Raw genomic sequence first — 12949 nt, 5'->3', positions numbered from 1 at the left:
CGGCTATGTTGCCGCGCGCCGGGCACCGCCGGCATGCAACCGTCAAAGAGGCTGTCCATGACCGGGACCTGGTTACGCGTCGCGCTTTTCCTGATTGGCTCGGCTGTCGCCTCTACGGCGGCACATGCCGAGACCGTGGTGCTCCGTGGCGGCACGCTTTACGCATCGGCCGATGCGGCCGCGCTGCCGGATGCGGCGATCGTGATCACGGACGGCGTCATCAGCGCGGCCGGCAAGTCCGGCGACGTCAAGCTGCCCTCGGATGCGCGGGTGATCGATTGCAGCGGCAAGACCATCGTTGCCGGGTTCTGGAACAGCCACGTGCATTTCACGGAACATGTCTGGCACAATGCCGGCGAGGCGCCGGCCGCGCCGCTGACGCAGCACATGCAGGAGATGCTGACTCGCTGGGGCTTTACCACGGTCTGGGACCTCGGCTCCGATCCACGCAACACGCTGCCGCTGCGCAAGCGCATCGCAGCGGGTGAAGTCGCCGGTCCGAATATCCTGCTCGCCGGCAACGTGTTTCCCAAGGGCGGGCATCCCGTGTACCTGCCGCCCGAAATTCAGCTTCCCGAAGCTGCGACACCTGAGGAGGCCACGAAGTGGGCGCGCGACTGGCTCGCGATGGGCGAGGACGGCATCAAGCTGTTCACCGGCGCGTTCATGGGCGATAAGCCTGTCATCAACATGGATACGGCGATCGCCAAGGCGGCCGTCGACGTCGCGCATGCGCAGGGCAGGCCGGTGTTCGCGCACCCGCAGAACAAGATCGGCGTCGAGACGGTAATCGCAGCGGACGTCGACGTGCTGGCGCACACGACGCCCAGCGAGCGGAGCTACACGGATGACCAGCTGGCGCGGTTCAAGGCGCAGGGGACGGCGCTGATCCCGACGCTGGCGCTGTTCACGACGGTGGTGCTCGACCCCAACGTCACCAACCGTCTGGTGGCCGCGACCGTCAACCAGCTCAAGCAGTTCTCCGAGAATGGCGGCACGGTGCTGTTCGGCACCGATGTCGGCTTCACCACGCTGTACGACACCACGCAGGAATTCGAGCTGATGCATCGCGTGCTGTCGGAACGCCAGGTGCTGGCCTCGCTGACGACCAACCCGGCGCGGTTCTTCAAGGCCGCGAAGAAGGGCAAGGTGGAGCAGGGTTTTGACGCCGATCTCGTGGTGCTCGACGGTGATCCGCTCAGCGACGTCGCCAATCTTGCGAAAGTGAGCATCACCATCCGTGCGGGTCGCGTGATCTATCAGAAGCCGTGATAGCCGGCCGGGGACCGGCTGCGCCGGTCTATTTGGCGGGAAGGCGCAAGGTGGCGAGATCCGAGCCGACGATCGTCGTGCCGGTAAATCCGCCGGCCTCGGCGGCGGCGCGATAGTCCGCTTCGGTGAGCGCGCCGCCGGGGACCTTGTAGGGGCCGTGATGCGTCGCCCCGACCTGCGGCGCGAGGTGCGTCAGCATCAAATATTTGGCGCCCACGCGCTTTGCCATGGCGCCAAGGTCGGGCGCCAGGCTCTGGCGGTAGAACACGGGCGGCGGCATGCCGCTGTCGCGCTCCGGACCCATGATGGGATGCATGGTCGAGTGCACGATCACGTCGGCGCCTTGTGCCAGCTTCTCGACTTGCGCCGACGTCGAGGTCGGACGCGGCGGAGCCGCACTGTCATTGCTGGCGTCGCCGCCGATCACGACGCTGCCGGCCGGCGTGTCGACGCGATAGGAGGCATGGCCCGCGATGTGGGTCGAGCGGATCGCGCTCACCCGGACCTCGCCCTTCGACCAGATCACCTGTGGCTCGTCCGTCGGCTCGAACGTGACGAGATGCACAAGCTCGGCAGGTCCGCCCGCCAATCGTTTCCTGTCCTCTGAAACCCGCTGTGCGATTTCGCCGGACTGAATGAAGGCGTCGCCGATATGCGCGACAAACTTGCCACAGCTCAGGGTGAAGCCGAGCGGCGAGGGCGCGTCGCTGCTGCAGACGACATCGAGCGCGGCCCCGCCGGAATTCCAGTTCCAGCGCGCGAGCAGGAGGTCGACGAGGCCCTCGGTGTGATCCGAGTGCATATGCGTGAGGAAGACCGCGTCGATCTGGCCAGGTTCGACGTTCAGTTGTGACAGCCGCAGTTCAGTGCCGCGGCCTGCGTCGAACTGCAGCCTCAGCGTCCCGCAATCGGCACTGTCGTCGCCGTAGCGCACGAGTGTGCCGGCGCCCGCGACGCCATTGAGCAAGGCGGGACCGCTCATGGTGCCGGTCAAGGTGACGAGCAGGCAGGGCGCCGATTGGGCGGGAAGCGGCAGCAGCAGCCAGATGACGGCCAGTAGGGGTGTCGGAAGAATGAAGTGCCGCATGCTGTCGGCTCCCGCGTCGTTCCGGTCTTCACCGAGACTGCCAAAGCCGGCGCCATATCTCAACACTCGGCCGCGCCGCATCGAGGTGTTGTGATCGCGCGGCCGGTTGGACTCGCCGCACGGTGCGGCAAGCTTAAAGCATCAGCTTGTAGCCGATGTGGCTGCCGACGAATCCCAATCGTTCATAGAAGCGGTGTGCGTCGGGGCGCGCCTTGTCGGTGGTCAGCTGCACGAGATCGCAGCCTCTCGCTTTGCATTGCGCGATCGCCCATTCGAACATCTGCTGCCCGACGCCCGAGCTGCGGTGCGCCTCGGCAATTCGGACCGCCTCGATCTGGCCGCGCCAGGCGCCCAGGCGTGCCATTCCGGGAATGAAGCTGAGTTGAAGGGTCCCGACCACCTCGTCGTTCAGGGTTGCCACGACCAGCAACTGGTTGCGATCGGCGAGGACGGCATCGAAGGCATCGACGTATCGCGGGTTCGGCGGCGAGCTCGCATCCTCGCGCTGCTGTCCCAGCACGTCGTTGGCGAGGAGCGCGATGATCGCCGGAAGGTCGGCCGCTTGGGCCTGGCGGAAAGCGATTGATGTCATTGAACAGGATTTCCATGGAGACGAGATCTGTCACAAGACACGTTACAGGTTCGCGCTGGCTATGGACATCCGCTGGGCGCAAACGAAATCCGCCGACCCTTTCGGGCCGGCGGATTGTTGTATCGCGAGGTGCCGCGATCAGTGGTTCCAGTTGCCGCCCTGATCGTCGCCGTCACCATGATGATGGCCGCCGCCGTCGAAGTCGAAGAAGTCGAACAGATCGCTGAGCGCCGGGCTGTTGACCGGAACATAGGGATTGCCGGGCGCCGCAACCGGGTTCGGGAAGTTGTCGCGGCTGCGGTTCGTGATCGGCTCCAGGCGCCAGTTCCGCTCGATGAACTTGATGATCGAAACGTGATCGGCATATTCATGCGAGATGTGGCCGTGCCGCGCGAACGGCGACACCACGATCAGCGGAATACGGGTGCCGTCGCCGAAGTAATCCAGCGGCTGCACATAGCCGGAGTCGAAGTAGCCGCCGCCTTCGTCGAAGGTGATGAAGATCGCGGTGTCCTTCGCATAGTCCGAGGCCTGGACCTGGTCGACGATCTTCTTCGCGAAGCCTTCGAACAGATTGAGCTTGGAGGACGACGGGTGACCGTCGGTGAAGCCGCTCGGCTTGACGATGGAGACCGCCGGCAGCGAGTGCTTGGAAAGGTCGGAGTAGAGATCAACCGAGTCCTTGATATGGGCTGCGACCTGGTCCGGGTGCGACATGATCGAAGTGTCGTACTGGAACGGATTGCAGATGTTGCAGTACTCGTCCGCGTTCGGACCAGCCACACCCCAATTGAGCTGGTAGGGATCGTTGACGTAGTTGTTCCACTGGTCGCCGTAGTACTTCCAGGAGACGTTCCGCTCGTTCAGGCTGTCGCCGATGCTCTTGCGGGTCGACGGCGGGATCGTGAACGGCGTGTTGGACGGGTTGGTGTCGGTGTAGGCGTTCTTGCCGTTGCCGAAGTAACCCGGATTGTAGTTGTTCAAGAGATAATAGTGGCCCGGCTCGCAATTCGCGTTGATGTGGATCCCCTTCAGATAGTCCAGGATCGGCTTGACGCCGGGCTGGGTCGGATCCGAGCAGTCGCTGTAGGAGCCGCCGCCCGACACCGGGCTGGTCTGGAAGGGCGGCGGGAAGCCGCCATTGCCGCCGGCGCCGTAGCCGTCCTCGGTGTACCAGTTGTTGGTGCCGGAAGCCGGGTTCGGATTCTCGATTTCATGCACGATGCCGGCGTCGGGCGTGCCGCCGAACACCTGCGTGCCGTTCGGCGGCACCGCGGCGTTGCCGTAGGTGTCGCTGAAGTAGAGCATGTCGGCATGGCCGAACATGATGTGGTTGGCGCCGGTGCCGCCGTTGACGGACTGGTGGAAGTTGTCGCTCATCGCGTATTTCTGCGCGAGCGAGGTGAAGTAGGGCACGTCGCCCTTCTGCACGTTGTAGAAGCCGAGCGCCGTCGAACCCTCGCCGGTGGTCGTTGCCGTCGGCGAGTATTCCGTGGAGAAGTTGGTGGGCTGTGCTGCACCGTTGGCGCCGGCGCCGACGGTGACTTCGACCCAGGCGAACAGATTGCCGCCGCAGCCCGACGGATTGTCGCGGCTGGCCGCCGAGTGGTTGCAGTTGAGCTGCTGCCACATCTGGTAGAAGCGATGCACCGGGCTTGCCGAATAGGAGTCGTAGGGCATCGCATCGGTGTTGGTGAGCTGGAACGGACCGGCCGGCAGCGCGCTGACATTGGTGATGCGCTGGTCGGGCGTCTGTGAGCTCTGACCAGTGCCGCCGGACAGCAGGAACTGGTAGTACTCGGACGGCAGGCCGGATTCCGACTGCTGCGCCAGCGCAAGCGACGCCTCGCAGGTGGTGATCGGCGAGCTGCCGCATTTGTTCGGGATGTAGGAGACCTTGGGGCCGCCGACGAGCGGAGCCGGCAGTTGATCCTTGGGGAAGTTCTGCTTCGGGGGGCTCAGCAGGAATGCGTCGTTCAGGCCGGTATCCGTCGCTGCCTGCTGATGCGCCTTCTCGAAGTTCGGCCCGGGGACCGCGTTCTTGTTGAGATCGAGCTTGACGATGCCCTGCGAGAGCAGGTTGAACACGCTCTGGTCGCGCCGTTCGGGCACGTAGGTCGCGAACACGTGGTCGAAGCTGCGGTTCTCGCCGATGATGACGATCACGTGCTTGATCGGCGACCGTGTCCCGTGTCCGCCGTGATGATTCCAGTCCTCCGCAAGCACCGGGCCGGCGGTGAATTGGCCCAGCGCAAGCGCGCTGAGGGTGAGGCGGCAACCTTGCAGCCAACGTGACCTGTGCTTGTCGCGCATTAAAGCTCTCCTTTTTGCAGACTAAGTGGCTTGGTGGAACTTGCGGTGTCTCGCGGCGCGACCCTGATGCGTCCCATCATGCCGCCGTCCTCATGCTCGAGGACGTGGCAGTGGTAGACGAAGGTGCCGACGATGTTGGGATCGCGAAAATCCATGCGCAGGCGCACGCTCGGATATTTCAGCATCCGGCCATTGTAGTAGGGGACGTTGACGGTATCGCGCAGGAACGGCTCGTTGACGGCGACGCCGGACCAGTCGAGCAGCTGGAAGTGCAGCTGATGGATGTGGAAATCATGCAGCTCCATCGAGCGGTTCTCGATGATCCAGTCCTCGACGTCGCCCTGTCTCACGGTGATGTCGGGAACGTCCGATTGCGGATCGAACGGTTTCGGCGTCTCGCCGTCGAGCGTCATGAAGAACTTGGTCGGGCTGTTCGGATCGTTCGGGTTCTCCGGCTGCTCGGAGAAGAACAGCTTGCGGATGCGTACCGGGGCGACTGTCCCGACCCACGGCCGCTCCGGTCGCGGCAGCGGCTCGGCATGAGCCGGCAACGCGGCCTGCGGTTCGTTCGCGTTGACTGAAGGCGTGATGGCCACTAGGGCGCGGTTGGGATCGTTCTCGCCGGCGGGCCCGGTGTCGACCGCGCGCGTCACCAGCAGGGCCGAGCTGCCGGCCGGCGGCCCCTCGACGATGAATTCGGCGCGGGAGCCCGGCGGCAGGCCGATATGGTTGACCCATTGCACTGACGGCGACGGGCTGCCCTGAAATTGCAGCGGCACCCCATCGAGCCCGACGATCCCGATCTGTTGCGGTGTGCGGCCGACCAGCAGCGCGAGGTTGAGATAGGTGATCGCGGACGCGTTCAGCACCCGCCAGAGCTGCCGCTCGCCGGGCTTCATCGTCAGCCGGGCCGGCGGATAGTTCGGAAAGGGCACCGGCACGAAGTTGACGGAGAGGTCCTTCGACGGCTTGCCGAAGCCGGTGCCGGAGTTGGCGACGTCGCCGTCATTGTCGAGCTGGCTCTTGGTCATGACCGGCTCGGATTTCGACGGCGACGCATCGGGATTGACGAGATCCTGGTCGCGGATCACGAGCACGCGCTCGGGAAGGCCGGCGAGCTGTGGATCGGCGCGCTCGATGCCTTCGATGATGATGGCGCCCGAGGCGCCGCCGAGCACCTGCGTCTTGCTGAAGCCGTGCAGATGCGGGTGATACCAATAGAGACCGGGTGGCGCGTCATCCGGAATGCGCAGGTGGTATTCGAACGGCGCGTCGTCGGGCTGGATCGAGGTTTTCAGCACATCATCCTGATGGCAGACCGGCGGCACCGTCAGCCCGTGGAAGTGCAGATTGGTCGAGATCGGCGTCATCGCGCCGCTCCCGCAAATATCGGCTTGCTTTCGCGTCGTGCAGATCGGCGCGCCGGCGAGCGGGCGGTCGATCGCAGGCGTTGCCGTATCGAGGTCGACGAGGTCGTTCTTGAAATGGATGACCAGCTGATCGCCCGGCTTCAACCGCAAGGTCGGCGACGGCTTGCCGTCCGGCGTCAGATAGCAATAGCGACTCGTGCCATCCGGCAGCTTCTGATCGTGGACACTGAGGTCGGTCTCGAGCACGCCGTCGCGGCTGCGCAATTCGGCGGGTTCCTCGATCGCGCTTCCGGGCTCAGGCCGGGCACAAACGTCCTGTTGCGTGCGCGGCGCATTCTGCAGGCCGGTTGCGCCGAGCCAGGCCGTCATGCCGCTCACGGCAAGCCCGAGGCAAGCCGCAACGATGACACAACAAACGGTCGAAAGTCGTCGCGCCACGCCGCCCCGCCAATACGCCGCCACCGGCGCGCAAGCGCGCACGGACGTCACGCGTGACGTCAGTCCACGTCTTGCGACCGCGATGGTCGACAAATGCTTCTGTTTGGTGTCGGGACGCTAGCCGCGCGTTGTTGCCGAAATCTGGCAGGTTTTTAACGTGCAGATGACAGCATCTTGCGGCACTTCGACGCGGAACGCGCGCAGATGTTCAAACTTGCTGAGCGATCAATCGGATGAACGGTGTCCCGACTGGATTGCGGAGAGAAGGGGTGGACCTGCCAACCGCCGGATATTTTTTCGGCGTCGGCGATCTCGTCATCGAGGCTGGGGTTGCTTGCGTCGGAGGTTACGCGCTTCTCATCAAGCGCACACAAAGCGACGTTCGAGCGCCGACTACTGGATCGGCCCGGAGATCCGCTAGTGGCCGAAGTAGCACACCAGGCACAGGAACGGGAACCTGGCCGATAACGGTAATGGAAATCGGGTCTCGGGTGTGGGCATGATCGTCCTGCTGGGGAATTGGAAGCGCTGAAGCAATTGCAGCTGCAGCGTTCCGCCGGCGGGCAGGGGTCGGCAATTGCGCTGGATTTTATTGGCGGTCCGGAAGCGGATTTTTTCCGCTCGCCTGGCCTGTATATTCGTCATGACCTTGCTTGGTGTTGTCGGCGCGGCGGGCGATGCCTTCGCTCAGGCGACCTCCACGGTCGTGATATCGCAAGAGAACCCGAGCGTGGTTGGTCAAACGGTGACTCTCGTCGCAACGGTGACGGTCACGGGCCCCTTCGTGCCGGGCGGAACGGTGGATTTCTTTGATGGAATCACCCACCTGGGATCGAGTTTTGTCGGTGCCGGCGACGCCATATTCAACGTCTCATCGCTGACTCTCGGCAGCCATACCATCACTGCCACCTATAACGGCGATACCAACGGCAATTTGGCATCGACCTCGCCACCTCTGACGCAGATCGTCACCCTGGCCCCGACCACGACCAGCGTTGTGTCGTCGGTCAATCCCAGCACGCCGGGCCAATCGGTGACCTTCACCGCGACGGTGAGCGGCAGCGGCTCGCCGACCGGAACGGTGCAATTCAAGGATGGCGCTACCAATTTGGGAGGAGCGGTGCCGCTTGCCGGCGGCACCGCCTCGTTCACCACGTCATCGCTGTCCGCGGGCGGCCACAGCATCACAGCGGTCTATGGCGGCGACAGCAACAATGGGACATCCTCCGGCGGGCTGACGCAGACCGTCGGCCTCACGACGACGACCACCACCGTTACGTCGTCGCTCAATCCCAGCACGACGGGCCAATCGGTGATCTTTACCGCAACCGTGACCGGCGCCTCGCCGACCGGGACGGTGCAATTCAAGGATGGCGCCGCCAATCTGGGAGGAGCGGTGCCGCTCGCGGGCGGGGTCGCTGCGCTTTCCACCGCGTCGCTGGCCACAGGCGGCCACAGCATTACGGCGGTCTACAGCGGCGACGGCGGCAACGCGTCATCGACCTCTGCGGCGCTGACGCAGACCGTCAACCAGGCGGCGAGCACCACCACCGTGACGTCGTCGCTCAATCCCAGCACGCCGGGCCAATCGGTGAGCTTTACCGCGACAGTGACCGGGGCCTCGCCGACCGGGACGGTGCAGTTCAAGGATGGCGCCGCCAATCTCGGAGCCGTGGCGCTCGCCGGCGGTGTCGCCACATTCACCACCTCGTCGCTGGCTACGGGCAGTCACAGCATCACCGCGGTGTATAGCGGCGACAGCAACAACACGGCGTCGACGTCGGCGACGCTGACACAGACCGTCAACCAGGCGGCGAGCACCACCACCGTGACGTCGTCGCTCAATCCCAGCACGCCGGGCCAATCGGTGACCTTCACCGCGACGGTGACCGGCGCTTCGCCGACCGGGACAGTGCAATTCAAGGATGGCGCCGCCAATCTCGGAGCCGCGGTGACGCTCGCAGGCGGCACCGCCGCATTCACCACCTCATCGCTGGCAGCGGGCAGCCACAGCATCACGGCCGTGTACAGCGGCGACACCAACAACACGGCATCGACCTCGGCGGCGTTGACGCAAACCGTCAACCAGGCGGCAAGTACCACCACCGTGACGTCGTCGCTCAATCCCAGCGCGCCGGGCCAATCGGTGACCTTTACTGCGACCGTGACCGGCGCCTCGCCGACCGGGACCGTGCAATTCAAGGATGGCGCCGCCAATCTCGGAGCAGCGGTGACGCTCGCCGGCGGGGTCGCGACATTCACAACCTCATCACTGGCGACAACCAGCCACACCATCACGGTGGTTTATAGCGGCGACGGCAACAACACGCCATCGACCTCGGCGCCGTTGACGCAGACCGTCAACAAGGCGGCGACCAGCACCAGCCTCGTGTCGTCGCTCAATCCCAGCACGCCGGGCCAATCGGTGACCTTCACCGCGACGGTGACCGGCACCTCGCCGACCGGGACGGTGCAATTCAAGGATGGCGCGGCCAATCTCGGAGCAGCGGTGACGCTCGCCGGCGGGGTCGCGACGTTCACGACCTCATCGCTGGCGTCGGGCAGCCACACTATCACCGCGGTGTATGGCGGCGACGTCAACAACACGACCTCGACCTCGGCAGAGCTGACGCAGACCGTCAACAAGGCCGCGACGAGCACCAGCCTCGTGTCGTCGCTCAATCCCAGCACGCCGGGCCAATCGGTGACCTTTACCGCGACCGTAACCGGCGCTTCGCCGACCGGGACGGTGCAATTCAAGGATGGCGCCGCCAATCTCGGAGCCGCGGTGACGCTCGCCGGCGGCGTCGCGACATTCACGACCTCGACGCTGGCGTCAGGTAGCCACAGCATCACCGCGACATATGGCGGCGACGTCAACAACACGCCGTCGACCTCGGCGGCGCTGGCGCAGTCCGTCAATCAGTCGGCGACCACCACCACCCTGTCATCGTCGGCCAATCCGAGCCAGGTCGGCCAGGCGGTGACCTTTACCGCGACCGTGACCAGCGGCGGCGGCACGCCCGCCGGCACGGTGACATTCAAGGACGGTGCTGCCGTGATCGGCAGCGCAACATTGGGTGGAGGCGGCGTTGCGGCATTGACGATCTCGTCGCTGACGCTCGGCTCGCACTCCATCACCGCGGTCTATGGCGGCAGCGCGGCGTTCGTGACCAGCACCTCGACGGCGCTGATCCAGGCGGTCAGCACGCCGGCTGACAGTCTGAAGCTGCGCGCGATGCAGACGCTGGCGGCGCCGGTGGTGGCGCAGAACTCGGGTGCGGCGATTTCCGGCGCGATCGATTCCGCGATCTCCGAAGCCTTTGGCGGCGATGGCGCGTTCATGACGCCGACCGGCAGCGGCATGCGGATCAATTTCGCCGCCGATCCCGACGGCAAGTCGTCCGAAGACCGCGCGCCACGCTCGGCCGATCCATTTGCCGGCATCGACGGATCGTCCGCATCGAACGGGCGCGGCTTTGCCGCGCAGACGCTGCCAGGCAACACCACCCGTTCGACATCGCGCATCGACGACGCGTTCGGAGCGATGGCCTATGCCGCGCCCACCAAGGCGCCGCCGCGTTACGTCGAACAACGCGACTGGCTCGGCTGGGCGGAAGTGCGCGGCGCCGTGCTCGACCATTGGGGCACCGGCACCGGTGCGGTCGGCACGGTCGCCGGTGCGTCGATGCTCTACGGCAACCAGGTCAATTTGATCGCCGGATTGACGCGACGGCTGTCGTCGAATTTCGTGGTTGGCGTGCTCGGCGGGTATGAGACGTTCGATTATCGGTCCGACGCCTTGCAGGGCCGTCTGAAGGGCGATGGCTGGACGGTCGGCTCGTATCTCGGATGGAAGTTGACCCAGACCATCCGCTTCGATGCGGGTGTCAGCTATTCGGGCATCGGCTATGACGGCACCGCGGGCACCGCATCCGGCAATTTCGGCGGCGAGCGCTGGATGGTGTCGAGCGGACTGACCGGCAGCTATCAGGGCTTCGGCCTGCAGTTCGAACCTTCCGCGCGCATCTACGCGTTATGGGAGCACGAGAGCGCCTACACCGATTCCCTTGGCACGTTGCAGACCGCGCGCGACTTCTCGACCGGGCGGGCCAGTGCGGGCGTCAAGGTCGCCTATCCCGTCGCATGGTCGTCGACGGTCGCACTGGCGCCTTATGTCGGATTGTACGGCGATTACTACTTCAATTCCGACAACGCGACCGCGGCCTTGGCGGCGTCCGGACTTCCGGGTGCGGTCGTGCTCGATGGCTTTTCGGCGCGCGCCATCGGCGGGGTGACTGCCAGGTTCGCCAATGGCGGCCAGGTCGCGCTCGGCGCCGAGTTCGGCGGCATCGGCGGCAATGCCAGCGTCTGGATCTATCGCGCCCGCGCCTCAGTGCCGTTCTGACCATCGCGTTGATCGTCGCCTGAAGCATGATCCGGAAAAGTGTGAAGCGGTTTTCCGAAAAGACCATGCTCAAACAAGAAGCTAAAGCGCGATGACGATTCAACCTATTCTCATCGCGCTTTAGCGCCTGAACTGCGCCAGAAACATCCGCAACGAATCGTGCGGGCTCTCGACGTCCGCAATCACCCAGCCGTCGGGACCGTTGACGACGATGAAGTTGAGCGTGACCGCGCGGCCCTCGTTGTCGAATGTCACCGTCACGTCGGTCCTGTCGAATTGCCGGCGCGGAATTGCGATCGAGATCGGGCCGAGCCGCCAGGTCGGGCTCTGCACCAGGAAATCGTAGGGGGCGTCGTGCAGGGCGGTCCAGGCGCTGCGCAGGCCGGAATCGAAGAATTGGCGGGCGGTTTCGTCGTCGCGCGGCAGGCCATTCGAAAACGCGGCGCTGCCTTTGCCGTAATGGGCGTAGACGTTGCGGATCAGCGATTCCGGTGTGCGGAACCCGGCGTCGGTGGCGGCGGCTCCGAAAACCGTCGCAACCAGCGAAAAACCCGCGAGGAATTTGCCGCGTCCCATCAGCTTTATTTGCCGTTGCCGCTGGCATATCTTGCAGGGAAATCCTCCCAAGCGAAAGCCGGCCGGCGCAATGCGCGAACTCTTCGACGACGTCCCAGACCAATCCCCGCTCGACCCGCAGGAGGCGGTGCGCCGCCACATCCGCAAGCCCCAGCGCAAGCGGTTCTACACCAGCGCCGGCGTGGCCGAGGCCGATGGCGGATTTGCGATCACGCTCGACGGCAAGCAGATTCGCTCGCCGTCCGGCAAGCCGATCGTGGTGCCGAGCCGTGCCATTGCGGATGCGGTCGCAGCCGAATGGAATGCGCAGGGCGAGACCATCGATCCCATGACCATGCCGCTGACGCGCCTCGCCAACAGCGTGATCGAGGGGGTGATCGATCGCGTCGACGAGGTGGCCGACGATGCGGCAAAATTCCTCGGCAGCGACCTGCTGTTCTATCGCGCCGGCTATCCCGACACGCTGGTGGCGCGCGAGGCCCGGCACTGGGACCCGATCCTGTTCTGGGCCGCCGATGCGCTCGGCGCCCATTTCGTGATGGCCGAAGGGGTCATGCATGTCGGCCAGCCCGAGCCCGCGATCAGGGCGGCGCGTGCGGCGTTCCCGACCGATCCGTGGTCGGTCGCGGCGCTCCATGTGGTGACGACCCTGACCGGCTCGGCACTGCTGGCGCTGGCGCTGGCCCATGGCGTCCGTGACGAGGACCAGGTCTGGGCCGCCGCCCATGTCGACGAGGACTGGAACATCGAGAAATGGGGCGTCGACGAGGAGGTCGCCGCGCGCCGCGCCGCCCGGCAGGCCGATTTCAGGGCCGCCGCCGGCGTCCTGAGGGAGTTCAGGTCGGCTGCCGGTTAACGAGGGGTTTACGACGCCGGGCTAGCCTGCGGCACGT

General features: G+C 65.2%; 8 protein-coding genes. 3 read left to right on the top strand and 5 right to left on the bottom strand.

The features are described from left to right. Nucleotides 1–57: 57 nt before the first annotated feature. Entirely contained in the window at nt 58–1272 is a 1215-nt protein-coding gene (locus tag ACOIX3_RS23810) for an amidohydrolase family protein (RefSeq protein ID WP_420964536.1), read from the top strand. A 28-nt stretch (nt 1273–1300) separates the two neighbouring features. On the opposite strand, the gene ACOIX3_RS23805 is transcribed toward ACOIX3_RS23810, so the two are convergent. The 4 genes from ACOIX3_RS23805 to ACOIX3_RS23790 form a co-directional block, all read right to left on the bottom strand. Then, complete coding sequence (locus ACOIX3_RS23805; RefSeq protein WP_420964535.1) at nt 1301–2359, bottom strand: MBL fold metallo-hydrolase; 1059 nt, start codon at nt 2357–2359, stop codon at nt 1301–1303. Nucleotides 2360–2492: 133 nt separating this feature from the next. After that, nucleotides 2493–2951 (bottom strand): GNAT family N-acetyltransferase, encoded by a 459-nt coding sequence (locus tag ACOIX3_RS23800; protein ID WP_420964534.1) that lies wholly within the window; start codon nt 2949–2951, stop codon nt 2493–2495. A 138-nt stretch (nt 2952–3089) separates the two neighbouring features. After that, entirely contained in the window at nt 3090–5264 is a 2175-nt protein-coding gene (locus tag ACOIX3_RS23795; protein ID WP_420964533.1) for an alkaline phosphatase family protein, read from the bottom strand. After that, a complete protein-coding gene (locus tag ACOIX3_RS23790) occupies nt 5264–7003 on the bottom strand; it encodes a multicopper oxidase family protein (RefSeq protein WP_420971786.1) in 1740 nt (579 codons plus the stop codon). Before ACOIX3_RS23790 ends, ACOIX3_RS23795 begins: the two co-directional genes overlap by 1 nt. A 712-nt stretch (nt 7004–7715) precedes the next feature. Here ACOIX3_RS23790 and ACOIX3_RS23785 point away from each other — a divergent pair. Continuing rightward, entirely contained in the window at nt 7716–11480 is a 3765-nt protein-coding gene (locus ACOIX3_RS23785) for an Ig-like domain repeat protein (RefSeq protein ID WP_420964532.1), read from the top strand. Between the two features lie 120 nt (nt 11481–11600). Here ACOIX3_RS23785 and ACOIX3_RS23780 read toward each other — a convergent pair whose 3' ends face one another. Beyond that, a complete protein-coding gene (locus ACOIX3_RS23780; RefSeq protein WP_420964531.1) occupies nt 11601–12056 on the bottom strand; it encodes a hypothetical protein in 456 nt (151 codons plus the stop codon). Nucleotides 12057–12126: 70 nt separating this feature from the next. On the opposite strand from ACOIX3_RS23780, the gene ACOIX3_RS23775 reads away from it, so the two are divergent. Continuing rightward, nucleotides 12127–12912 (top strand): ATP12 family chaperone protein, encoded by a 786-nt coding sequence (locus ACOIX3_RS23775; RefSeq protein ID WP_420964530.1) that lies wholly within the window; start codon nt 12127–12129, stop codon nt 12910–12912. Nucleotides 12913–12949 lie beyond the last annotated feature (37 nt).

The sequence above is a fragment of the Bradyrhizobium sp. B120 genome, assembly GCF_049075665.1.
Lineage (GTDB): Bacteria > Pseudomonadota > Alphaproteobacteria > Rhizobiales > Xanthobacteraceae > Bradyrhizobium.
Note: the sequence above shows the minus strand (reverse complement) of the source record. Positions and strands in the feature narration are given on the sequence as shown.

Coding starts and splice junctions, on each gene's coding strand:
- ACOIX3_RS23810 (WP_420964536.1), top strand. CDS start 58: ATGACCGGGACCTGGTTACGCGTCGCGCTTTTCCTGATTGGCTCGGCT.
- ACOIX3_RS23805 (WP_420964535.1), bottom strand. CDS start 2,359: ATGCGGCACTTCATTCTTCCGACACCCCTACTGGCCGTCATCTGGCTG.
- ACOIX3_RS23800 (WP_420964534.1), bottom strand. CDS start 2,951: ATGACATCAATCGCTTTCCGCCAGGCCCAAGCGGCCGACCTTCCGGCG.
- ACOIX3_RS23795 (WP_420964533.1), bottom strand. CDS start 5,264: ATGCGCGACAAGCACAGGTCACGTTGGCTGCAAGGTTGCCGCCTCACC.
- ACOIX3_RS23790 (WP_420971786.1), bottom strand. CDS start 7,003: ATGACGGCCTGGCTCGGCGCAACCGGCCTGCAGAATGCGCCGCGCACG.
- ACOIX3_RS23785 (WP_420964532.1), top strand. CDS start 7,716: ATGACCTTGCTTGGTGTTGTCGGCGCGGCGGGCGATGCCTTCGCTCAG.
- ACOIX3_RS23780 (WP_420964531.1), bottom strand. CDS start 12,056: ATGGGACGCGGCAAATTCCTCGCGGGTTTTTCGCTGGTTGCGACGGTT.
- ACOIX3_RS23775 (WP_420964530.1), top strand. CDS start 12,127: ATGCGCGAACTCTTCGACGACGTCCCAGACCAATCCCCGCTCGACCCG.